We start from the raw sequence: 21,719 nt of genomic DNA on the forward strand, positions 1-21,719 counted from the left end.
ATATTTCGACTGATCCACCGCTTTCGCGAGCAAGCCCGCTCCCACAGGGTTTTGTGCAAGGCTTTTAGTTACTGATGGCGAGGATGCTTGCCTGGTACGACCCGACAAATACATCAAAGTCGCCCACCTCGTTCTGTTCAAGCTCTGCCTGCTGTGCCAGCGAATTGCGCGCCAGTTCTTCAAAGCGCGCCTGCTCTTGCGCCGGCAGCGGCTCTTTACGGAAATACTCGGCATGCACCTCGCTCTGATGCAGCGAGAACTGCGCAAAGCTTTCTTTACGCTCGGCCATCGCCGCCAACACCTGGGCAGATGGCGTCAGGGAAGGGTCCTTGACCTTCGCCAGCTGGGCGTCCAGCGCCTGGCTGTGCTCGGTGATGCCATGGCTCTCATCGAGCAAGGCCGCCAACGGCGCGATCTGCTCCAGCAACTCGGTGGCCCATTCCTTCATGTCCACAGGTTGGCCCTGACGCTGCAATTGCAGGCCCGGGCGACGGCCTTCCTTGACCACGCTGAGGAAGTTGGAGGTGGCATTGCCGCATTCGTTATTGGCGAACAGCGGGCTGTCGTTCAGCGCGCAATACAGCAGAAACGCGTCGAGGAAGCGCGACTCTGGCAGGTCTATGCCCATCGGCAGGAACGGGTTGATGTCCAGGCAGCGCACTTCGATGTACTGGATGCCACGCGCCATCAGCGCCTGGATCGGCCGTTCGCCGGTGTAGGTCACGCGCTTGGGGCGGATGTTGGAGTAGTACTCGTTTTCGATCTGCAGGATGTTGGTGTTGAGCTGAACCCACTCACCGTCCTTGTGGGTGCCGACTTCGACGTAAGGCGCGTAGGGCGTTGCCACAGCTTCGCGCAGGCTGTCGGTGTAGCTGCTCAGATCGTTGTAGCACGGCGTCAAGCCGGCCTGGGCGTTGCTCTGGTAACCCAGGTCGCTCATGCGCAGGCTGGTGGCGTAGGGCAGGTAGAGCGTGTCGGCGTCGAGCACGTCCAACTGGTGCGAGCGGCCGCGCAGGAAACCGGCGTCCAGGGCCGGCGAGGCACCAAACAGGTACATCAGCAGCCAGCTGTAGCGGCGGAAATTACGGATCAGCGCGATATAGGCCGTGGACTGATAGTCGCGGTCGGTGCCGACGAAACCTTCAGTCTCCTTGAGCAGCGGCCACAACTGTTCCGGCAGGGAAAAGTTGTAGTGGATGCCGGCGATGCACTGCATGGTCTTGCCGTAACGCAGGGCCAGGCCCTTGCGGTACACGTACTTGAGCTGGCCGATATTGGAGGTGCCGTAGTAGGCAATCGGAATGTCTTCCTCGGCCGGCAACGGGCACGGCATCGAAGGGCTCCACAGGTACTCGTTGCCGAGCTTGCTGTAGGCAAAGCGATGAATCTTGTCCAGGCTGCTCAGGGTATCGGCCGGGTTGGGCAGGGCTGGGGTGATGAACTCCAGCAGCGATTCCGAGTAGTCGGTGGTGATCAATTCGTTGGTCAACGCGGCGCCCAAGGCTTCGGGATGCGGCGTTTGTGCCAGGCGACCCTCACCGGTGACGCGTAGGCATTCGCGCTCGATGCCGTGCAAGCACTGCTCTAGCAGGGAGAGGTGTTCGCGCTTGCCGAGCAAGGCCAGGCGGCGGTTGAGAAGTTCGCTCAAGTTGGATTCCTTCACGCGTCAGTCGCCCCAATATGGGGGTGGGCAGGACGGTCTACAAGGGTGAAGTTGAAACTGGCGTTATCGCCTGGTTTTGAGTCGATTTGACCCGCTTTGGAAAAGCCTGCTTCACTCCATGAGTTGGGCTATAGCGCAGCAAGAAAATTCCGACGCTGTTGTCGCAGCGCCGAAATTAACTCAAATCGAGGGCGGGGAGCTAGAGGACAGCGAAGGTGCCTTGTGCTTTTGCGACAAGTCTTTCGCCTTGATGCACATCGGCTTCGACCACCAACGTGCGTCGGCCGGCGTGAATTACGCGGCTGGTGCACAGCACGTCACCGTCTTCTACGGCGCGGATATAGTTGATTTTGCACTCGATGGTCGCGCTCTGCTGGTCGAAACCATGGGCGCTGGAGCACGCCAGCCCCATGGTGATGTCCACCAGACTGAAAATCGCCCCGCCGTGGAGCTTGCCCGCGCGGTTGCGCAGGTGCGGCTCCAGGGTCAGGGCCACCTCGGCAACGCCTTCTTCAAGGCGTTGCAGGCGGCAGCCGATCAGTTCGCTGAAGGCGCTCTGGGTCAAACCGGCCGGCATTTCCATCAGCGCTTCTTCAACTGTTTGGCATTGGCGAACAGCGACGCCATGGCGTTGTTGCTCGGCGCTGCGGTAGCGGTTTCTTTGCGCGGCGCGCTGTTCTGCGACTGGCGCGGCGCCGAACCTGGGCGTGCGCCACGGGCACCGTCGATTTTCTCGCCGGGGGTGTCGCTCATGCGCATCGACAGGCCTACACGTTTGCGCGGGATATCGACTTCCATCACCTTGACCTTGACCACGTCACCGGCCTTCACCGCTTCGCGTGGGTCTTTGATGAACTTCTCCGAAAGTGCAGAGATGTGCACCAAACCGTCTTGATGCACGCCAATATCCACAAAGGCGCCGAAGTTGGTCACGTTGGTGACCACGCCTTCGAGGATCATGCCCAGCTGCAGGTCCTTGAGGTCTTCGACGCCGTCCTGGAACTCGGCGGTCTTGAACTCGGGACGCGGGTCGCGGCCAGGTTTTTCCAGCTCTTGCAGGATATCGGTGATGGTCGGTACGCCGAAGGTTTCGTCGGTGTACTTCTTCGGGTCCAGGCGCTTGAGGAACGCGGCGTCGCCGATCAGCGAGCGGATATCGCGGTCGGTCTCGGCGGCAATGCGTTGCACCAGCGGGTAGGCTTCCGGGTGAACTGCCGAGGCATCCAGCGGGTTATCGCCATTCATTACGCGTAGGAAGCCGGCGGCCTGTTCAAAGGTTTTTTCACCCAGGCGTGCGACTTTTTTCAGCGCGGCACGGGTTTTGAACGCGCCGTTTTCGTCGCGGTGGGTGACGATGTTCTGCGCCAGGGTGGTATTCAGGCCGGAAATACGCGCCAGCAGCGCCACCGAGGCCGTGTTCACATCCACACCAACCTTGTTCACGCAGTCTTCCACCACCGCATCCAGGCCGCGCGCCAGTTTCAGCTGCGACACGTCGTGCTGGTACTGGCCGACGCCGATGGATTTAGGGTCGATCTTCACCAGCTCGGCCAGCGGGTCTTGCAGGCGGCGAGCAATGGAGACGGCGCCACGGATCGACACGTCGAGGTCCGGGAATTCCTTGGAGGCCAGTTCCGACGCCGAGTACACCGACGCGCCGGCCTCGGAAACCATGACCTTGGTCATCTTCATGGCTGGGTATTTTTTGATCAGTTCGGCGGCCAACTTGTCGGTCTCACGGCTGGCGGTGCCGTTGCCGATGGCGATCAGGTCCACCGAATGCTTGGCGCACAGGGCGGCCAGGATGGCCAGGGTCTGATCCCACTTGTTGTGCGGCACATGCGGATACACGGTGGCGTGGTCCAACATTTTGCCGGTGGCGTCGACCACCGCGACCTTGCAACCGGTGCGCAGGCCCGGGTCGAGGCCCAGGGTCGCGCGCGGGCCGGCCGGAGCGGCCAGCAGCAGGTCGTGCAGGTTGTGGGCGAAGACGTTGATCGCCTCGGTCTCGGCGCCGTCGCGCAGCTCGCCGAGCAGGTCGGTTTCCAGGTGAGTGTAGAGCTTGACCTTCCAGGTCCAACGCACCACTTCACCGAGCCACTTGTCCGCAGGACGGTTTTGATTCTGGATGCCGAATTGTTGCCCGATCATGCCTTCGCACGGGTGCATGGTGCCCGGCAGCTCGTCGCCGACTTTCAGCGCGGAACTGAGAATGCCTTCGTTGCGGCCACGGAAAATCGCCAGCGCACGGTGGGACGGCATGCTCTTGAGCGGTTCGTCGTGTTCGAAATAGTCGCGGAACTTGGCGCCTTCTTCCTCTTTGCCGGCGATGACGCGGGCGCTGAGGGTGGCTTCCTGCTTGAGGTAAGTGCGCAGCTTTTCCAGGAGGCCGGCGTTTTCGGCGAAGCGCTCCATCAGGATGTACTTGGCGCCTTCGAGGGCGGCCTTGACGTCGGCGACGCCTTTTTCGGCGTCGATGAAGCGTGCAGCTTCGGTTTCCGGGGCCAGCGACGGGTCGTTGAACAGGCCGTCAGCCAGGTCGCCCAGGCCGGCTTCCAGGGCGATCTGGCCCTTGGTGCGGCGCTTCTGTTTGTAGGGCAGGTAAAGGTCTTCGAGGCGCGTCTTGGTGTCGGCGAGTTTGATGTCGCGTTCCAGTTGCGGGGTCAGCTTGCCCTGTTCCTCGATGCTCGCGAGGATGCTGATGCGCCGTTCGTCGAGTTCTCGCAGGTAGCGCAGGCGCTCTTCCAGGTGACGCAATTGGATGTCGTCGAGGCTGCCGGTCACTTCTTTACGGTAACGGGCGATGAAAGGCACCGTGGAGCCCTCATCCAGTAGAGCGACGGCCGCTTCGACCTGTTGTGGGCGTACACCGAGTTCCTCGGCGATGCGGCTGTTGATGCTGTCCATAAAACCACCTGAAATTCTGAAAAGCAGCTCGCAGGCCCGCAAAACAAGGCGCTACGAGGCTGGTTGAGCGGCCCTGTTGGCGCCGCTGCCTGGGTCAAGAGGCGGGCTTATGACCCTCGAAATCGGAAATCTGCTGCCCGTCGCTGAAAAAACGAATGAGGCAGTAAGCAGTAAAGTCTGACATTGCCCTGCACAAAGGCGGCGCATTATAACCAGCGTTCTGCCCCTGGTGGGGAATGCGCCGCAGGTTGCAGGGCAAGGGTTCGCTGGCGGTAGAGGAAAAATCTGCTAACAATGCACACGGTGCGTATAACGGCAGCTACGCCATAATGCGCGCCGAGATAAGAGGAGCATCTAATGAGCAGCACTGCACAAACTGCTGAAGGCGAAAAAATTCTCATCGTTGACGACGATCCGGGGCTTAGCAGCCTGCTGGAGCGTTTCTTCAACTCCAAGGGCTACCGTGCCCGCGCGGTGCCGAACACCGAGCAGATGGACCGCCTGTTGGGGCGTGAAGTGTTCAATCTGGTCGTGCTCGACCTGATGCTGCCCGGCGAAGACGGCCTTACCGCCTGCAAACGCCTGCGCGGTGCGAACAACCAGATTCCAATCATCATGCTCACCGCCAAAGGCGATGAGCTGAGCCGCATCAAGGGCCTCGAACTGGGCGCCGATGACTACCTGGCCAAGCCGTTTAACCCGGATGAGCTGATGGCTCGGGTCAAAGCTGTATTGCGTCGCCAGGCAGCACCGGTTCCGGGCGCGCCAGGCAGCGAAGACGAAAGCGTCACCTTTGGCGACTACGAACTGTCGCTGGCGACCCGCGAGCTCAAGCGTGGCGAAGAAGTGCACATGTTGACCACCGGCGAGTTCGCCGTGCTCAAGGCCCTTGTGATGAACGCTCGCCAGCCACTGACGCGCGACAAGTTGATGAACTTGGCCCGTGGTCGTGAGTGGGATGCCCTGGAGCGCTCCATCGACGTGCAGATTTCCCGTCTGCGCCGCATGATCGAGCCGGATCCGTCCAAGCCGCGTTATATCCAGACGGTGTGGGGCGTGGGTTATGTGTTTGTGCCGGATGGCACTGCAACCAAGTAATCGATGATTTGCAGGCGCGGGCAGCCCGGCGTTTGACTCCATAAGGGTCAACGGGCTGCCCGGCGTCTGCATTTCTGCGAGCGCCGCTCGTTTCTGCAAGGTGTCTGGCAGTCTCCTATGAAAACCCCGTTGTGGTTCCCGCAAAGTTTCTTCTCACGCACCCTTTGGCTGGTGCTGATCGTCGTTCTGTTTTCCAAGGCACTGACGCTGGTTTATCTGTTGATGAACGAAGACGTGCTGGTGGACAGGCAGTACAGCCACGGTGTCGCCCTGACGCTGCGCGCCTATTGGGCGGCCGACCCTGAGAACCGCGAAAAGATCGCCAAGGCCGCTACCCTGGTGCGTGTCGCTGGCGCAGGTGTGCCGGAAGGCGAGCAGCATTGGCCGTACAGTGAGATTTACCAGCGCCAGATGCAGGCCGAACTGGGTGAAGACACCGAGGTGCGGCTGCGTATGCATGTGTCGCCGGCGTTGTGGGTGCGGGCACCGAGCCTGGGGCAGGATTGGCTGAAAGTGCCGCTGTACCCGCACCCGTTGCGGGGGCAGAAGATCTGGAACGTGCTGGGTTGGTTCCTGGCCATCGGGTTGCTTTCAACGGCGTCCGCGTGGATTTTCGTGCGCCAGCTCAACCAACCGCTCAAACGCCTGGTATTCGCGGCTCGCCAACTGGGGCAGGGCCGCAGCGTGCGCCTGCCGGTCAGCGATACGCCCAGCGAGATGACCGAAGTGTACGGCGCCTTCAACCAGATGGCGGAAGACGTCGAACAGGCCGGCCGCGAGCGCGAGCTGATGCTGGCGGGCGTGTCCCATGATCTGCGCACGCCGCTGACACGGTTGCGGCTGTCCCTGGAGCTGATGGGCAACCATACCGACCTGACGGATGACATGGTGCGTGACATCGAGGACATGGATGCGATTCTCGACCAGTTCCTGGCGTTTATTCGTGATGGCCGCGATGAGGTGGTGGAGGAAGTCGACCTGACGGACCTGGTACGTGAGGTCGTGGCGCCCTACAACCAGAACGGCGAACAGGTGCGCATGCGCCTTGAGCCGATCCGGCCGTTTGCGTTGCGTCGGGTGTCGATGAAGCGCCTGCTGAACAACCTGATCGGCAATGCCTTGCACCATGCCGGTTCCGATGTGGAAGTGGCGGCGTATGTGTCCGGCGACAGCGCAGCGCCTTATGTGGTGCTCAGTGTGATGGACCGTGGCACGGGCATCGACCCGGCGGAATTGGAAGGGATTTTTAACCCGTTCACCCGTGGCGATCGGGCCCGCGGTGGCAAGGGCACAGGCTTGGGCTTGGCGATTGTGCGGCGGATTGCCTCGATGCATGGCGGCAATGTCGAATTGCGCAACCGCGAAGAGGGCGGCCTGGAAGCGCGGGTGCGGTTGCCACTTGGCCTTATGCTGCCAAGAGACGCGGTCTGACAAACAACAGAAATCAAATGTGGGAGCGGGCTTGCTCGCGAATGCAATGGATCAGTCATCTAATTCAAGACTGACCCACCGCATTCGCGAGCAAGCCCGCTCCCACACTGGTTTTGCAGGGTGTCAAAGCTTGCCGTGTATCAGCCCTTGCCCTTGGTCCGGGTCATATTCGGCCCACCATTCTTTTCCAGATGCTGAATGATGATCCCCGCCACATCCTTCCCGGTGGTGGTTTCAATGCCTTCCAGGCCGGGCGAAGAGTTCACTTCCATCACCAAGGGGCCGTGGTTGGAGCGCAAGATATCCACACCCGCTACCGCCAAACCCATCACCTTTGCCGCCCGCAGCGCGGTCATGCGTTCCTCCGGGGTGATCTTGATCAGGCTGGCGCTGCCGCCACGGTGCAGGTTGGAACGGAACTCCCCAGGCTTGGCCTGGCGTTTCATCGCCGCGATTACCTTGTCACCCACCACGAAGCAGCGGATATCCGCACCGCCGGCCTCCTTGATGTATTCCTGCACCATGATGTTTTGCTTGAGGCCCATGAATGCCTCGATCACCGACTCCGCAGCGGTCGCGGTTTCACACAGCACCACGCCGATGCCCTGGGTGCCTTCCAGTACCTTGATCACCAGCGGCGCGCCGTTGACCATATCGATGAGGTCGGGAATGTCATCGGGGGAGTGGGCAAAGCCGGTTACCGGCAAGCCGATCCCGCGACGCGACAGCAGCTGCAGTGAACGCAGCTTGTCCCGCGAGCGAGCGATAGCGACCGATTCATTGAGGGGAAATACCCCCATCATTTCAAACTGGCGCAACACCGCGCAGCCATAAAACGTCACCGAGGCGCCGATACGCGGGATCACCGCATCGAAGCCTTCCAGCGGCTTGCCCCGGTAATGGATCTGCGGCTTGTGGCTGGCAATGTTCATATAGGCCCGCAACGTGTCGATCACCACCATTTCATGGCCTCGTTCGGTGCCGGCCTCGACCAGGCGGCGGGTGGAATACAGACGCGGGTTTCGCGACAGCACAGCAATCTTCATGCAGCACCTGGGACAGAAAGAGTAGAGACCGGGAACACCGGCTTGTCTTGAACGTACTTGACGCCGGGACTGACCACCAAATGGCCGTCAATCAACGCCTTGGAGCCCAGCAGCAGGCGGTAACGCATGGCCTTGCGGCAGGCGAGGGTGAACTCCACCCGCCACACCCGATCACCCAACGCCAGGGTGGTGCTGATCACATAGCGCACCTGCGCATGGCCGTTGGAGCTCTTGATGGTTTTCATCGTCACCAGCGGCGCTTCGCAACGGCGGTGACGCAGTTGCACCACGCTGCCCAAGTGCGCGGTAAAGCGCACCCACTTCTCACCGTCGCGCTCAAATGGCTCGATATCAGTGGCGTGCAGGCTGGACGTGCTGGCGCCGGTGTCGATCTTTGCGCGCAGGCCCGCCACTCCCAAGTCGGGAAGTGCCACCCACTCACGCAGACCCACAACGGTCAAATGGTCAAATGTCTTCAATATGGGTAACCGATCAGTTCGCCCAGGCGTGAGGTGAAACCTCGGCCAGGGCTTTGAATGCAGGCTTGGCGAACCAATAACCTTGCATCAGAAATATTCCGCAGTCGGACAGAAAGTCGCGCTCGCCGGCACTTTCGATGCCTTCGGCGATGACAGTAACGCCCAACTGCTCACAGATTGTGACAATCCCCTGGACGATTACCTGTCGGACACGATCCTGGTCGACATCGCGAATCAGCGCCATGTCGAGTTTGATCAGGTCAGGTTGGAAATCGGCCAGCAGGTTCAGCCCCGAATAGCCCGCGCCGAAATCGTCGATGGCGGTCTTGAAGCCGAATTCGCGGTATTCACGCAGAATATGGGTCAAATGGCGATAGTTATCTACGTGCTCGCTTTCCAGTGTCTCGAAAATCAGTTGGTCCAGCGGAAAGTTATGCGCACGAGCCGCCTCCAGGGTGCTGCGGATGCACAGCTCCGGCCGATACACGGCATTGGGCATGAAGTTGATCGAAAGGTGGGTTTGCATCCCCAAGGCGGCAGCCCCGGCAATCGCCTGGGTGCGGCAACGTTGGTCGAAGCGGTAGCGGTTGCTCTCATTGACCTGGTCCAGCACAGACAGCGCCCCTTCGCCATGGATGCCACGCACCAATGCCTCGTGGGCGAAGATCGAATGATCCCGAAGATCTACGATAGGCTGGTAGGCAAACGCAAAATCGAAACCCAGGGGCTCGCTTTGCTTGCAACCCACGCAACGCTGGTCGGGCGAGGTGAGTGAAGTGGGGAAGTCGGTCACAGCGTATCCTCGCGAAAACAGGGTGGTGCCTGGCGTATCTTAGGTGAGCGTTGGGGTTTATGCGTCGACGGGCTTCAACGGTAAAGTTGCGACATTTTTCAGAGCGAGGAATTCAAGTGGCTCAAAAGCAGGAAGAGGAAGAAAAGGTCCGTTTGGACAAGTGGCTGTGGGCGGCGCGTTTCTTTAAAACCCGTGCCCTGGCCAAGGCCGCGATTGAGAGCGGCAAGGTGCACCATCGCGGCGAGCGCTGCAAGCCGGGCAAGGAACCGCGCGTCGGTGATGAGCTGCAGATTCGTGTGGGGTTCGATGAAAAGACTGTCGTGGTGCAGGCGCTGTCCGTCGTGCGCCGTGGGGCCCCCGAAGCGCAGGCGCTGTACACCGAAACCGAAGCCAGCATCGCCAAGCGCGAAAACGCAGCGGCCATGCGCAAGGCCGGTGCTACCGGCATGACCACTGATGGCAAGCCGAGCAAGAAGCAGCGCCGCGATTTGTTCAGGTTTCGCGGCAGCGGCAATGACGATTGATTGTGCAAATCTCCAGCAACATGGAGATCCAAATGTGGCAGCGGGCTTGCTCGCGAAAGCGGTGGGTCAGTGAAAAATTCTTAACCTGACACACCGCCTTCGCGAGCAAGCCCGCTCCCACATTAAGCCTGCGCTGTTACGCGGTAGTGCGCATCACGCTCAATCGCCCGATCACCGGCAGCTTGCCGAGCAACCCGAAGATCGGCGCCGTCAGCCGCAACAATGCGCCCGACACCTTCGCCGCAAACGGCGTGTAGTAACCCCACCCCAGCGCCAACAACGCCAGCAACACGCCGCCGATGTAATCGTCCTGCCCCCAATGCGCGCCTGCCACCAAGCGCGGCATCATGAACAACAGCGCCAGGCCCCAGATCACCAACACCTGGCCGATTCGCTTGGCAAATACCGTCATGAACATGCCCCAGATCAGCAGTACCGATGCATGATCACCCGGGAAACTCTGGCTTGAACGGTCCTTCAGCTCCCAGGTTTTCTCCAGCCCCGGGAAGTAGTCACTCATATGAATCGCGCCGCTGATCATCATCGACGGGCTGCTGTGCTGCCAGCCCATCTGCGCCGCGAGTTTGGAAAACAGCATGCGGATGAACAGCAGCAACAGCAGAATGCCGAAAAAGCCAAAGAACGCCTGGCGCACCTGCACCGCCTTGAACACCCAATTACCCCGAATCAACAGCGTCAGCAAAATCACCCCGACCACCGCATCAAATGGCCGCAAACTGGCGACGGCCCACACGTGCAGCCATGTCGAGTTACTCGCCAACGGGTCATTGAGCAGGTGAAACAGCCATTCGTCGAAAATCACACACAGCCTCTGGCCCGTGGGCCACAGCCAAAAACACAGCAGTCCGATAGCGAGTAGATTGCACAGAGCCCATCGCCGGAGGTTCCACTTGGCTTGGAACAAACCCGGATTGTTCATAAACTGTCCCTCTTCGCTCTGTTTAGCTCTCCGTTTCCAGGAGAAAGCCGCACCAATAGGGTGCTAAAGCGTTTAATTTTATAAACCTTGTAATCAATTTGTCATCAATTCAGATACCCAGACCTATGACTGATCTACCGGATACCGACTTCACCCAACGCTTCATCTTCGATGAGAACGACGCCCGCGGCGAACTGGTCTCGCTGGAGCGCAGCTATGCCGAAGTCCTCGCCAAGCACCCCTATCCGGAGCCGGTCGCGCAGCTGCTGGGTGAGCTGATGGCGGCGGCTTCGCTGCTGGTGGGCACCATGAAGTTCGACGGTTTGCTGATTTTGCAGGCGCGTTCCGAAGGCCCCGTGCCGATGCTGATGATCGAGTGCTCCAGCGAGCGCGAAATCCGTGGCCTGGCCCGTTATGACGCCGAGCGCATCGCGCCGGACGCGACCCTGTCCGACCTGATGGCCAACGGCGTGCTGGCGATCACCGTCGACCCGACTGAAGGCCAGCGCTACCAAGGCATCGTCGACCTCGACGGCGAGACCTTGTCGGACTGCTTCACCAATTACTTCGTGATGTCCCAGCAAGTCGGCACCAAGTTCTGGCTGAATGCCGATGGCAAGCGCGCCCGTGGCCTGTTGCTGCAGCAACTGCCGGCCGACCGCATCAAGGACGACGATGAGCGCACCGACAGCTGGCGCAAACTGACCGCCCTGGCCGGCACCCTGACCGCTGAAGAGCTGCTGGGCCTGGACAACGAAACCATCCTGCATCGCCTGTACCACGAAGAGGCCGTACGCCTGTTTGACGCACAGGGCCTGCGCTTCCGTTGCAGCTGCTCGCGCGAGCGTTCGGCGAATGCCTTGGTCAGCCTGGGCCTGGAAGATGCGCAGAACCTGGTGGTGGAACACGGCGGCAATATCGAGATCGACTGCCAGTTCTGCAACCAGCGTTACCTGTTCGATGCCGCCGATGTAGCCCAATTATTCGCCGGCGCAGGCATCGACACCCCTTCCGACACCCGCCACTAAAACGTTTAAGCACAGGTAAATCACCTGACAAACGCCGGATTAGCGCAGTTCTGACGGGAGGGCCCTACTCTTTTTGGGCTTTTCTGGCATAATCCGGCCCACTTTTTTCGCGGTAGTAGTGCGCAACTTTCTACTACAAAACGTTTGGAGCACTCGGCCATAGGCCGACGGGGAACCTCATGACGCAAGCCAATAACGCCGTATACACCGATCTGAGTGTTGACGATCTGGTTAAAGAAGCCCTGCAGCGCGGTGAAGGCGTGCTTGCCGATACTGGCGCGCTGGTCGTAGAAACCGGTCATCGTACCGGTCGTTCGCCGGTCGACCGCTTCATCGTTGAAGAGCCTTCCACCCAGGACGCCATTGCCTGGGGCCCGATCAACCGCAAGTTCCCGGCCGACAAGTTCGACGCCTTGTGGGCTCGCGTCGAAGCCTTCAACAACGCGCAAGAGCATTTCGTTTCCCACGTTCACGTAGGGGCTGCGCAAGACCACTACCTGGCCGTGAAAATGACCACCCAGACTGCCTGGCAGAACCTGTTCGGTCGTTGCCTGTTCATCAACCCGGCCCAGTACAACCCGGCCGGCCGTGATGAGTGGCAAGTGCTCAACGTCGCCAACTTCGAGTGCGTGCCAGAGCGTGACGGCACCAACTCCGACGGCTGCGTGATCCTCAATTTCGCCCAGAAAAAAGTCCTGATCGCCGGTATGCGTTACGCCGGTGAAATGAAAAAAGCCATGTTCTCGGTGCAGAACTTCCTGCTGCCGGCCGCCGACGTGCTGCCAATGCACTGCGCCGCCAACATCGGCGAAGCTGGCGACGTGACCCTGTTCTTCGGCCTGTCGGGCACCGGCAAAACCACCCTTTCGGCCGATGAAAGCCGTTACCTGATCGGTGACGACGAACACGGCTGGGGCGAAGGCGTGGTGTTCAACATCGAAGGCGGTTGCTATGCCAAGTGCATCGACCTGTCCGAGAAGAACGAGCCGGTTATCTGGAAAGCCATCAAGCACGGCACCGTGCTCGAAAACGTGGTGATCGACGATGCCAAGCACGCCGACTACACCAACGTCAGCCTGACCCAGAACAGCCGCGCCGCCTACCCGCTGGAGCACGTTGCCAAGCGCTCCGAGCACAACCTGGGCGGTGAGCCAAACGCGGTGATCTTCCTGACCTGCGACCTGACCGGCGTACTGCCGCCCGTGTCGATCCTCAGCGAAGAGCAAGCGGCCTACCACTTCCTGTCCGGCTACACCGCACTGGTGGGCTCGACCGAAATGGGTTCGGGCAGCGGCATCAAGTCGACCTTCTCCACCTGCTTCGGCGCGCCGTTCTTCCCACGCCCGGCCGGTGAATACGCAGAACTGCTGATCAAGCGCGTGCGCGGCTTCGGCTCCAAGGTCTACCTGGTCAACACCGGCTGGACCGGCGGCGGCTACGGCGTCGGCAAACGCTTCAACATCCCGACCACTCGCGGCGTGATCGCAGCGATCCAGAGCGGCGCGTTGATCGGTGCTGAAACTGAACACCTCGACACCATCAACCTCGACGTGCCATTGGCTGTGCCGGGCGTTGACACCGGCCTGTTGAACCCACGTAACACCTGGGCTGACAAAGCTGCTTACGACGAAGCGGCGAAAGCGCTGGCGGGTCTGTTCACCGAGAACTTCAAGAAGTTTGACGTGAGCGATGCGATCAAGGCAGCTGGGCCTGAGGTGTAAGGTTCGGTTGTTGTGAAAAAGCCGCCTCTTGTGGGCGGCTTTTTTGTGCGCGAAGGGTTAATCGACGATGTGCAAAACCACGGCACCGACCAACACCAACGCAACGCCCAGCACCTGCACCGCCGACAACCGCTCCTTGAAAAATACGAACCCCAAAATCGCCGCAATCCCGCCTGACAACGTACTGATCACCGTCACCACTGAAACCGACCCCGCCATTACCCCCCACGAAAACGCCGAGAACCCGCCCAGGTTCATCAAACTCGCACCGGTCAACGTCGCGCAGTTTTTCAGCGGCGGGATTTTCAGGCCGTCCTTGATCTTCAGCACCATCACCACCAGTACGCACAGGCCCACCAGGTAACCCAGCCACAACATGGTGATCGGCCCCAGGGCGGGCAACGTGTAGCGGCCTTGCAGCCAAAAGCTGGTGCCGTAGAGCAAGGCGGCGAGCAGGGCGTAGGCGATGGACAGGCGCGGGTTGTTATGGGGCGCGCCGTTGTCCTTGTGGATGCTGGAGAGGATTACGCCGACGACGCACAGGCCGATGCAGCCGAGTTGGGTCAGGCTGATGTGCTCACCGCTGGCCCAGGACAGCAGCGTGGTGACCACACCGTAGGAGGTAACCAGTGGCGCGACGATAGCGGCTTTGCCCAAGGCGAAGGCCTTGGACAGCGCGAGGGCGCCGGAAACGGTGAGCAGGGCGGCCGTGATGCCCAGGAGCCAGACGCTCAACGGGGCATTTAGGGACTTGAACAGGAACGTCGGGAAGATGATCAGCAGCAAGGTCATGATCAAAAAGCCGAGGGCTTGGCCGAAGTAGACCGCGCGTTTAACGCCGACGGCCCGGGCGTTGAGGCCCACGAGGAAGTCCGTGCCGCCCCAAAGCAGGGCGGCCAGCAGGCCCATTATTACGTCCATGTACGGTCCTTGGTATGTATGCAATTGGCCAGATTAACGCAGAACCCATGTGGGAGCGGGCTTGCTCGCGAATGCGATGGATCAGTGAGAAATACTCTGCCTGACACACCGCCTTCGCGAGCAAGCCCGCTCCCACATTTGATCCTCAGTATTCTTGGGATCAGCTGAGGTTTTCCAGGGTTTGCGTGTCCCAGCTATGGGTCTTGATAGCCAGGTAGAGCATGCCGATGGTCAGCGGGATCTTGTCGCCCCGGCCTTTGGCCCGACGCTTGAGGAAAACATCGAACACCGGCGGCTGGAAGTAACGATAAGCGTCGTAGTCGCCCAGGTCGACGGCAAAATCCTGCTCCAGCGCTTCCATGAATTGCTTGGCCTCGGCGCGGTCGCAGCCCAGGTCAAAGTTGAGCGAGGTTTCAAGGCGAAGGGTCTTGTGTTTTGGCAGGCCGATTTCTTCGTGCAGCAATTGCAGGAGCTGCTGCATGACGGGGTCTTCGGGGAAGTTGGGGGCGAGGTTCATGGTGGGGGCACGCAGGAGTGGGTGAGGGGGATGGTTGCGTTTTAGCCGGTATTTGTTGCGGGTGATGAAGAGTGCCAAGCCTATCAAGAATACGAAGGCAGGGAGAAAGGGCATTCTAAGGATTATCGCCACGTAGGGTAGTAAGAACGTCAGTGTTAGGCCGATTGCGAGGAATGTGATTGCAAGGCGTTTTCTGAGAATAGGGTCAGTGATTTGGTAATGTAGTACAAGGTAAAAACCGAAGAAACAGGCTATTTGCAGGACGATATTCATGACTCTTCAAATCTCCCTGCTTCGAGTGCCTGTGTGTTCCAGCGTTTGGCTTTGACGGCTTGGTAGAGCATGTCGATGGTGAGCGGAATTTTACCTTTGCTGCCTCTGTCCACATGTCGCAAATACACGTCAAAGCCTCGACGCTTGAAATAGCGATTGCTCCTGTAGTCTCCGAGCCTCATGCCGAAATCTTGCTTCAGTGCTGCCATCAATTTTCTGGCCTCAGAGCTGCTACATCCGAGATCATGATTTATTGAAGTACTGAGGCTGAGAGCTTGATGTTTGGGCAAGCCCACATCTTCATGCACGAGCTGCAGCAGATGAAGCATGACGGGGTCGTCGGGAAAGTCGGCTGCCAGGTTAAGTGTGGGGGCGACGAGCAATGGGTGAGAGGGCCTGATTCGGCTATAGCGATGCCGATCTAGATATAGGCCAGAGCCTAACAGCATCGCACCAATAGGCAGGCTTGGGAGTCGGACTTCATGTGCCCAGTAAGGGAGCCATATTGCGCAGACCAGGCCTCCAGCCAACAGTAACAAACCGACATATTTTCTAAGGTTTCGGGACCTCATTTTGTTGTCTAGGACAACGCTCAGCAGGATAAAAATGATCCATTGGAGGTAGTCCATCATCGTGGCCCTCCTCCCTGAAATTGAATGACCATTGCAGACATAGAGCGCTGAGGGCCTATTCCCCCGTTGACCTCAGCTTCAATTCCGACGATCACATCACCTGCGTGATAACTGCGAATGATGCTTTTGGTGATTAGGCCCACTGTGGCGCCGATAGTGCGTGCTACAGGTTTCGAAAGCGGGTGAATGGGTACGCTGAAGGCTCCAGCCAATAGTAGGGTGACGATGGTCCCGCGCTCGTTAAGCAGATCAGCTTGCTGTCGGGTCAGTGGCTTGGAGATCGCGACTGTCATCTTGCAAGGCAAATCACGGGCGAGCATCTTCTCGTAGAGATCTGCCAGTCGATAACGTACCTCGTTTGCCGAAGCACCGGCTTCTAACAAGCAGAGGTTTGTTAGAGCGTGTTTGTGGGCAGGTAAAACGGTAAAACGAATCACCGTGAAGGTGACGCCATAATGGCCGATGTATTGAGTCCTTTCGATGTTCACAGATCTTTGCCAGCGCAATTGTGAGAGCGCTAGTTTCCGTCATACAACGGGGAGTTATGTAGAGGGTTGGGCAGGTGTTTTAAGCAGTTTAGGAAGGGGACTACGCTGTGTTTTGCGGTTTCTCACGGTGCTTTCCGGTATTTGCGGTTTGACAGTGATTTTTTGAGCAGCGCCCATCAAATGTGGGAGCCGGTTTGTCGAATCGTCGCACCGAGCGATGGCGGTGTTTCAAGTACAGAAATGTAGCCTGATATTCTGCTATCGCAGCGGCGCGACGATTCGACAAGCCAGCTCCCACAGTTTTAACTCAGCGGCTGGCTTGGTTGTGTTTGCTTATCGACTGTCGGTTGCAGCTTTACGTGCTGCACCGCTTCCAACAAATCACAGCCATCCTGAACAAGCAGGTACAAGGCATTAACGATGTGGGAGATGTCTTTAAGGTCGGCGTGTTCGAAGGTCAGGCAGGTGAAAGTTTCCAGTAGGTCGGTGGCGGCGCGGATGCGCTGGTGGGCGGCGGACTGGATGTCTTCGGCGCTGGCTTCGGTGTCGATGATGAGAGGGTGGGTGTCGGTGAAGTTAGTGCGTAGCTGACGATAGCGATTTTCAGACGGATTTATAGCGTTCATTGATTTGAATCTCTGTGTATTTAGAGGACCGCCATCATCGTGACCAAGCGATGGGTGGCGGACTGTGTCCAGGTTGGTCAACCGGCAGAGATTCACCCGGCACGCCCGAAAGCGTCCCAAACACAGCCGCCATGAAGCGTGTGGGCACAGGAGTGCCTACGACATCTGAAGGTGCGTATGTGAACTCTGTATCGGGTGACCAAACCCGATCGCTGATTTTGCAGCGAGGGGCGAACTATAGGTGGGTGGGGTCGGATGATGCAATACAGGCAAAAGGCTGTTTAGCGAGGTACGCTGATACACCGCTCAAAAATCGCCTCAAGCCCCCGATAATCACACGCCACCGCATCAATGTTCGCCGGTATCCATGCCGCGTGCTTAACCAGCCACCAATTCACCGAAAAACCGGCATTCACGATTATCTGCTCGAATAAAATCCGCTGCGCCCGGCCGTTGCCTTCGCGAAAGGGGTGTATGACGTTGAGGTCGCCATAAGCCTCGGCAATCAGGGGCACTAGCTCAGCCTGGGTTGCACCGACATACCAGTTCGCCTGTTCCATGTGCCGGATGATTTTCGCCGCTTCCGGCGGGATACGTTCCGGTGTGCAGAACAGGGTGTCGCCTTTCTGGATGTTGACGCTGCGCAGCTCCCCGGCCCAGTCGTAGATGTCGCCGAACAGGGTGCGGTGGATGTGTTGCAGTCGTGTGAAGTCGTAGGGCGGCGGATAGAGTGGGAGGCTGCCTACAGCGATTTCGGATAGTTCGCGCTCGGCTTGATGTAGAAGTATTTCGTCGCGCAAATCGAGGCGGTTGCGCAGGACGCCGCTACCGGGATAGCAGTACGGATCCTGGCCCATCCCGTATTTGTCGAGCATCAGTGCGGGGTTTTACGGTACTTGGCAAGAACGGCTTCGCGGGTCGGCAAGGGTTTGTCGACATCGGTTGGTTGGGTGTCGAAGCCCTCCAGACGCAGGCTGGCCAGGTAGTTGGAACGGCGGATCTTGTGGTAGTGATCCTGTTTTTGCTCAAACGTCGGTTCGCTCATTGCAGCGCACTCCTGGGTCGCAAGGCTTGATTGTAGCGCAATGCTTCAGTTCGCAGGCGGGATAAAATCAAACGCAGAACTGCTAAGTCAGCGGGTAGAGCGGATCTAAAATGCAGCTCCTACATCGGGTTCTTAGTACTCCGACAAATCCGCGCGAAACATCCCACGTCGGCCCTGGGCCATCCTCTACCCCGTGTATCATCCTGTCTCTTTTTTCCTTGCGACCTTTCTCGATTCGCTGAGCGTGCTGGTCTATGTTTTGGGCTCCCTCAGCGGTCAATGGAGTGACAGCTTATGCACAACACCCTCCAACAGGTCTTTGGTTATCCACAGTTTCGTTTGGGCCAGGAAGCCGCGGTCAGCGCCGTGCTGGCCGGTCGTTCGGCCGCGGCTATTTTCCCCACAGGCTCGGGCAAGTCTTTGTGTTATCAGCTGTCGGCGGTGCTGCTGCCGCACTTGACGCTGGTGGTGTCGCCGCTGTTGGCGTTGATGCAGGACCAGTTGGGTTTCCTGCAGCGCCATGGCATTTCAGCCGGCAGTATCGATTCGGCACAGAGCCGCGAGGACGCCAATGATGTGATGGCCCGTGCACGCTCGGGCGAGCTGAAAATCCTGATGATTTCCGTGGAGCGTTTGAAGAACGAGCGCTTTCGTAACTTCCTGCAAAGCGTGCAGATTTCGCTGCTGGTGGTGGACGAGGCGCACTGTATTTCGGAGTGGGGCCACAACTTCCGGCCGGACTATTTGAAGCTGCCGGACTACCAGCGCCAGTTCAATATCCCACAAGCGCTGCTGCTGACGGCTACAGCCACGCCCAAGGTGATTGCCGACATGCAGGCGAAGTTCGCCATTGCACCGGACGATGTCATCACCACGGGCTTCTACCGGCCCAACCTCAACTTGCTGGTGGAGCCGGTAAGCGGTTACGACAAACGGCGGCGCTTGGTCGAATGGATGAGCGAGCGGGCCAATCAGCCGAGCATCGTCTACGTCACCCTGCAGAAAACCGCCGAACAGATTGCCGAACACCTGAACCGCAACGGCATACAGGCCGAGGCTTATCACGCCGGTTTGCCTCACGACAAACGCGAGGGTATCCAGCAACGCTTTATGGGCGGGCGCTCCAATTGCATCGTCGCCACCATCGCGTTCGGCATGGGCATCGATAAGAGTGACATCCGCAATGTGGTGCACTTCGACCTGCCTAAATCCATCGAGAACTACAGCCAGGAGATCGGCCGCGCAGGGCGTGATGGGCAGCCGTCCGACTGCTTGGTATTGGCCAACCGCGACAGCCTTAATGTGCTGGAAAATTTTGTGTACGGCGATACGCCGGAGCAAGAGGGCATTCTTCGTGTACTCAACGAGTTGCAGGCGGCGCGGGGTGAGGGGCAGTGGGAGTTTCTGCTGAGGTCGCTGTCGGACCACAGCAACATCCGCGAGCTGCCGCTCAAGACGTTGTTGGTGCAGTTGGAGCTCAAGGGCGTGATCGCGCCGCGTTATGCGTTTTACGCCGAATACCGCTTCAAATACTTGATTGAGCCAGAGGCCTTGCTGGCGCGTTTTTCCGGCGAGAGACAGCAGTTTGTCGCAGCGATTATCCAAGTGTGCAATCGCGCCAGGGCCTGGGCGACTGTGGATTTCGACGCGCTTTACCAGCAGCACAATGCCGAGCGCAGCCGAGTGGTGAAAGCGCTGGATTACTTCCAGGAACAGGGCCTGATCGAACTGGAAAGCAAGCAGATGACCGAGGTCTACAGCCTGCTGAACACCGACTTTGATCCACAGGTGTTGAGCGCGCAGTTATACACAGGCTTCAAGCAGCACGAGGTGACCGAGGTGGCGCGTATACATGCCATGCTCGATCTATTTGCCACCGAGCATTGCCTGGGGCAGCGTTTGGCTCACTACTTTGGCGATGAAAACGCGCCGTTGCGTTGCGGGCATTGCTCGGTATGCCACGGCCATGTTGCACATTTGCCGCCGCCGCCGAGTCTGCCACCGCTTGTGGATAAAAACTTCATGGGGCTGTGCGGTGATTTTATCCACAGGCATCATGAGCACACCGGGAGTTTGCCTGGCGCGGATCGGCTGACGCGGTTCCTCGGTGGTATTGGCGTGCCGTTGTTTACCAAGTTGAAGGCGCGGGGTATTGCGGGTTTCGCTGCGCTGGAAGCCTACCCCTACGCCGACGTGCGTGAGTGGGCCGAAGCCCATTTGAATGACCTGTAAAGCCACTTTCACGAGACCTGCACATGCCTGACTCAATGCCGTTGCGCGCCGACTACCGTCACTTCCAGCCGATCATCACGCGTTGGCACGACAACGATGTGTATGGCCATGTGAATAACGTCACCTACTACAGCTTCTTCGACACGGCGGTGAATACCTACCTGATTGAAGAGGGCGGGTTGGATATTCATGACGGTGAGGTGGTGGGCTTTGTGGTGAGTTCGGCGTGCGATTATTTCGCGTCGATTGCGTTTCCTGATCGCATAGAGATTGGCCTGCGGGTGGGCAAGTTGGGTAACAGCTCGGTGCAGTATGAGTTGGCGGTGTTCAAGTCAGGCGAGGAGGAAGCCTGTGCGGCGGGGCGTTTTGTGCATGTATTTGTGGACCGGGCGTCGAACCAGCCGGTGACGATTCCGGGGAGGTTGCGCGAGGCGTTGCAGCGGTTGGTGGTGTGACCCCGCCTTTGCAAACACTGCAGAACTAAATGTGGGAGCGGGCTTGCTCGCGAATGCGGTGTGTCAGCCACCTATGTGTCGGCTGACAGTCCCCATTCGCGAGCAAGCCCGCTCCCACATGGGTCCAGCAGTGTTCTCTAGACCTTACCGATGACGGTAGTGGTGCTTGTTCTTGCGGTGCCCATACGCATGGCCGCGGCCACGATGATCATCACGGTCATAACGACGGTTATCCCGCCCGCGATAACGGCGGTCATCGTCATCACTCTTGTTGCCCATGTAGTTGCCCAGCGCACCGCCCGCGCCACCGCCGGCGGCTGCGCCGATCAGGCTGCCGGTATTGCCGCCCATGCTGCGGCCCACTACGTTGCCACCGGCCGCGCCGAGTGCGCCGCCAATAGCGGCTTCGCCACGGCTGCGCTTGTCGGCGCCGACTGCACTGCCGCCCGCGCCGCCCAAGGCTGCGCCGATGGCCGAACCGGTGTTACCGCCGATCTGCTGGCCTACAACTGAACCTAGAACCCCGCCCAATGCGCCGCCCACACCGGCTTCGGTGGTGCCACCGGCCATGGCTGCGCCACTGACCAGGCCAAGGGACAACAAGAGAATCGAGGAGAACTTCATAGAGAGACCTCAAGAGGATGACGGCGCGATCCTGAGGTTGTATCGAGAAAGTCACAATCGAAAACCGACCAGTGGTATGAGTTGTATACAACTCTCTAAGTTACTGTTTTGTATAGGGAACTTAAGTCGTTTTTGCGAGTCTTTAACTACTTCGGAACGGCCGCTTTTATGCAAAAGCGGCCTTTTTTTGCGTCTGAAAAATAGAGGGCGACTGTGCCGGCCTCTTCGCGAGCAAGCCCGCTCCCACATTTGAAATGCATTTCAAGTGTGGGAGCG

General features: G+C 59.1%; 22 protein-coding genes. 7 read left to right on the top strand and 15 right to left on the bottom strand.

The genetic code is table 11. The annotated features are described in order from the left end of the window. Positions 1-64: 64 nt before the first annotated feature. The 3 genes from gshA to ACA065_RS01215 form a co-directional block, all read right to left on the bottom strand. Positions 65-1,648 (bottom strand): glutamate--cysteine ligase, encoded by a 1,584-nt coding sequence (gshA, locus tag ACA065_RS01205; RefSeq protein ID WP_497692978.1) that lies wholly within the window; start codon positions 1,646-1,648, stop codon positions 65-67. A gap of 214 nt (positions 1,649-1,862) precedes the next feature. Continuing rightward, complete coding sequence (locus ACA065_RS01210) at positions 1,863-2,246, bottom strand: PaaI family thioesterase (protein WP_497692979.1); 384 nt, start codon at positions 2,244-2,246, stop codon at positions 1,863-1,865. Beyond that, on the bottom strand, positions 2,246-4,570 hold the full coding sequence (locus ACA065_RS01215) for a Tex family protein (RefSeq protein WP_497692980.1): 2,325 nt from the start codon (positions 4,568-4,570) through the stop codon (positions 2,246-2,248). The genes ACA065_RS01210 and ACA065_RS01215 overlap by 1 nt, the downstream gene beginning before the upstream one ends. A 357-nt stretch (positions 4,571-4,927) precedes the next feature. Here ACA065_RS01215 and ompR point away from each other — a divergent pair, with 357 nt between their 5' ends. Next, positions 4,928-5,668: an osmolarity response regulator transcription factor OmpR gene (gene ompR / locus ACA065_RS01220; protein ID WP_053255745.1), complete on the top strand. Its 741-nt coding sequence runs from the start codon at positions 4,928-4,930 to the stop codon at positions 5,666-5,668. Between the two features lie 117 nt (positions 5,669-5,785). After that, positions 5,786-7,099 carry an ATP-binding protein gene (locus tag ACA065_RS01225; protein ID WP_497692981.1) on the top strand — a complete coding sequence of 438 codons (1,314 nt, stop codon included), beginning with the start codon at positions 5,786-5,788 and terminating at the stop codon, positions 7,097-7,099. 140 nt (positions 7,100-7,239) lie between these two features. On the opposite strand, the gene rimK is transcribed toward ACA065_RS01225, so the two are convergent. The 3 genes from rimK to rimA are packed head-to-tail and all read right to left on the bottom strand — an operon-like array spanning position 7,240 to position 9,417. Then, the gene (gene rimK / locus ACA065_RS01230) at positions 7,240-8,145 is read right to left on the bottom strand and encodes a 30S ribosomal protein S6--L-glutamate ligase (RefSeq protein WP_025855543.1); all 906 of its coding nucleotides are present in this window, start codon (positions 8,143-8,145) and stop codon (positions 7,240-7,242) included. Continuing rightward, positions 8,142-8,624 carry a retropepsin-like aspartic endopeptidase RimB gene (gene rimB, locus ACA065_RS01235; RefSeq protein ID WP_497692982.1) on the bottom strand — a complete coding sequence of 161 codons (483 nt, stop codon included), beginning with the start codon at positions 8,622-8,624 and terminating at the stop codon, positions 8,142-8,144. Before rimB ends, rimK begins: the two co-directional genes overlap by 4 nt. A 13-nt stretch (positions 8,625-8,637) precedes the next feature. Next, complete coding sequence (gene rimA, locus ACA065_RS01240) at positions 8,638-9,417, bottom strand: S6 modification regulatory phosphodiesterase RimA (RefSeq protein WP_497692983.1); 780 nt, start codon at positions 9,415-9,417, stop codon at positions 8,638-8,640. A 116-nt stretch (positions 9,418-9,533) separates the two neighbouring features. On the opposite strand from rimA, the gene ACA065_RS01245 reads away from it, so the two are divergent. Continuing rightward, positions 9,534-9,941, top strand: a complete 408-nt coding sequence (locus tag ACA065_RS01245; protein WP_497692984.1) for an RNA-binding S4 domain-containing protein — start codon at positions 9,534-9,536, stop codon at positions 9,939-9,941. A 136-nt stretch (positions 9,942-10,077) separates the two neighbouring features. Here the strand turns inward: ACA065_RS01245 and ACA065_RS01250 are convergent, their stop codons facing one another. Further along, the gene (locus ACA065_RS01250; RefSeq protein ID WP_497692985.1) at positions 10,078-10,881 is read right to left on the bottom strand and encodes a phosphatase PAP2 family protein; all 804 of its coding nucleotides are present in this window, start codon (positions 10,879-10,881) and stop codon (positions 10,078-10,080) included. A 125-nt stretch (positions 10,882-11,006) separates the two neighbouring features. Here ACA065_RS01250 and hslO point away from each other — a divergent pair, with 125 nt between their 5' ends. Both hslO and ACA065_RS01260 read left to right on the top strand, forming a co-directional pair. Beyond that, positions 11,007-11,909, top strand: a complete 903-nt coding sequence (gene hslO / locus ACA065_RS01255; protein WP_497692986.1) for an Hsp33 family molecular chaperone HslO — start codon at positions 11,007-11,009, stop codon at positions 11,907-11,909. Positions 11,910-12,088: 179 nt separating this feature from the next. Next, entirely contained in the window at positions 12,089-13,630 is a 1,542-nt protein-coding gene (locus ACA065_RS01260) for a phosphoenolpyruvate carboxykinase (protein WP_497692987.1), read from the top strand. Between the two features lie 57 nt (positions 13,631-13,687). Here ACA065_RS01260 and ACA065_RS01265 read toward each other — a convergent pair whose 3' ends face one another. From ACA065_RS01265 to ACA065_RS01295, 7 genes are all read right to left on the bottom strand, one after another. Next, positions 13,688-14,551 (bottom strand): EamA family transporter, encoded by an 864-nt coding sequence (locus ACA065_RS01265; RefSeq protein ID WP_497692988.1) that lies wholly within the window; start codon positions 14,549-14,551, stop codon positions 13,688-13,690. Between the two features lie 160 nt (positions 14,552-14,711). After that, a complete protein-coding gene (locus ACA065_RS01270; RefSeq protein ID WP_106577415.1) occupies positions 14,712-15,068 on the bottom strand; it encodes a DUF1493 family protein in 357 nt (118 codons plus the stop codon). Positions 15,069-15,337: 269 nt separating this feature from the next. Further along, positions 15,338-15,973 carry a DUF1493 family protein gene (locus ACA065_RS01275; protein ID WP_497692989.1) on the bottom strand — a complete coding sequence of 212 codons (636 nt, stop codon included), beginning with the start codon at positions 15,971-15,973 and terminating at the stop codon, positions 15,338-15,340. Beyond that, the gene (locus tag ACA065_RS01280) at positions 15,970-16,461 is read right to left on the bottom strand and encodes a hypothetical protein (RefSeq protein ID WP_497692990.1); all 492 of its coding nucleotides are present in this window, start codon (positions 16,459-16,461) and stop codon (positions 15,970-15,972) included. Before ACA065_RS01280 ends, ACA065_RS01275 begins: the two co-directional genes overlap by 4 nt. A 302-nt stretch (positions 16,462-16,763) precedes the next feature. After that, positions 16,764-17,087, bottom strand: a complete 324-nt coding sequence (locus ACA065_RS01285; RefSeq protein ID WP_497692991.1) for a hypothetical protein — start codon at positions 17,085-17,087, stop codon at positions 16,764-16,766. A gap of 281 nt (positions 17,088-17,368) precedes the next feature. Next, positions 17,369-17,962 (bottom strand): putative adenosine monophosphate-protein transferase Fic, encoded by a 594-nt coding sequence (locus tag ACA065_RS01290; RefSeq protein WP_497692992.1) that lies wholly within the window; start codon positions 17,960-17,962, stop codon positions 17,369-17,371. Then, a complete protein-coding gene (locus tag ACA065_RS01295; protein WP_438870073.1) occupies positions 17,962-18,132 on the bottom strand; it encodes a YhfG family protein in 171 nt (56 codons plus the stop codon). Before ACA065_RS01295 ends, ACA065_RS01290 begins: the two co-directional genes overlap by 1 nt. A gap of 294 nt (positions 18,133-18,426) precedes the next feature. On the opposite strand from ACA065_RS01295, the gene ACA065_RS01300 reads away from it, so the two are divergent. Both ACA065_RS01300 and ACA065_RS01305 read left to right on the top strand, forming a co-directional pair. Continuing rightward, positions 18,427-20,364: a RecQ family ATP-dependent DNA helicase gene (locus ACA065_RS01300; protein ID WP_497692993.1), complete on the top strand. Its 1,938-nt coding sequence runs from the start codon at positions 18,427-18,429 to the stop codon at positions 20,362-20,364. A gap of 23 nt (positions 20,365-20,387) precedes the next feature. Then, entirely contained in the window at positions 20,388-20,819 is a 432-nt protein-coding gene (locus ACA065_RS01305) for an acyl-CoA thioesterase (protein ID WP_497692994.1), read from the top strand. Between the two features lie 144 nt (positions 20,820-20,963). Here the strand turns inward: ACA065_RS01305 and ACA065_RS01310 are convergent, their stop codons facing one another. Continuing rightward, positions 20,964-21,443, bottom strand: coding sequence for a glycine zipper domain-containing protein (locus tag ACA065_RS01310; protein WP_012721700.1), 480 nt, complete (start codon positions 21,441-21,443; stop codon positions 20,964-20,966). Between the last annotated feature and the right edge of the window lie 276 nt (positions 21,444-21,719).

The organism is Pseudomonas sp. LBUM1640, assembly GCF_059716225.1.

Bases quoted from the DNA above. Each gene is read 5' to 3' on its own strand.
- ACA065_RS01265 (WP_497692988.1), bottom strand. From the start codon at position 14,551: ATGGACGTAATAATGGGCCTGCTGGCCGCCCTGCTTTGGGGCGGCACG.
- ACA065_RS01285 (WP_497692991.1), bottom strand. From the start codon at position 17,087: ATGAACGCTATAAATCCGTCTGAAAATCGCTATCGTCAGCTACGCACT.
- ACA065_RS01295 (WP_438870073.1), bottom strand. From the start codon at position 18,132: ATGAGCGAACCGACGTTTGAGCAAAAACAGGATCACTACCACAAGATC.
- ACA065_RS01290 (WP_497692992.1), bottom strand. From the start codon at position 17,962: ATGCTCGACAAATACGGGATGGGCCAGGATCCGTACTGCTATCCCGGT.
- hslO (WP_497692986.1), top strand. From the start codon at position 11,007: ATGACTGATCTACCGGATACCGACTTCACCCAACGCTTCATCTTCGAT.
- ACA065_RS01300 (WP_497692993.1), top strand. From the start codon at position 18,427: ATGCACAACACCCTCCAACAGGTCTTTGGTTATCCACAGTTTCGTTTG.
- rimK (WP_025855543.1), bottom strand. From the start codon at position 8,145: ATGAAGATTGCTGTGCTGTCGCGAAACCCGCGTCTGTATTCCACCCGC.
- ACA065_RS01250 (WP_497692985.1), bottom strand. From the start codon at position 10,881: ATGAACAATCCGGGTTTGTTCCAAGCCAAGTGGAACCTCCGGCGATGG.
- ACA065_RS01275 (WP_497692989.1), bottom strand. From the start codon at position 15,973: ATGATGGACTACCTCCAATGGATCATTTTTATCCTGCTGAGCGTTGTC.
- ACA065_RS01310 (WP_012721700.1), bottom strand. From the start codon at position 21,443: ATGAAGTTCTCCTCGATTCTCTTGTTGTCCCTTGGCCTGGTCAGTGGC.
- ACA065_RS01260 (WP_497692987.1), top strand. From the start codon at position 12,089: ATGACGCAAGCCAATAACGCCGTATACACCGATCTGAGTGTTGACGAT.
- ACA065_RS01225 (WP_497692981.1), top strand. From the start codon at position 5,786: ATGAAAACCCCGTTGTGGTTCCCGCAAAGTTTCTTCTCACGCACCCTT.
- ACA065_RS01270 (WP_106577415.1), bottom strand. From the start codon at position 15,068: ATGAACCTCGCCCCCAACTTCCCCGAAGACCCCGTCATGCAGCAGCTC.
- ACA065_RS01215 (WP_497692980.1), bottom strand. From the start codon at position 4,570: ATGGACAGCATCAACAGCCGCATCGCCGAGGAACTCGGTGTACGCCCA.
- ACA065_RS01305 (WP_497692994.1), top strand. From the start codon at position 20,388: ATGCCTGACTCAATGCCGTTGCGCGCCGACTACCGTCACTTCCAGCCG.
- ompR (WP_053255745.1), top strand. From the start codon at position 4,928: ATGAGCAGCACTGCACAAACTGCTGAAGGCGAAAAAATTCTCATCGTT.
- ACA065_RS01210 (WP_497692979.1), bottom strand. From the start codon at position 2,246: ATGGAAATGCCGGCCGGTTTGACCCAGAGCGCCTTCAGCGAACTGATC.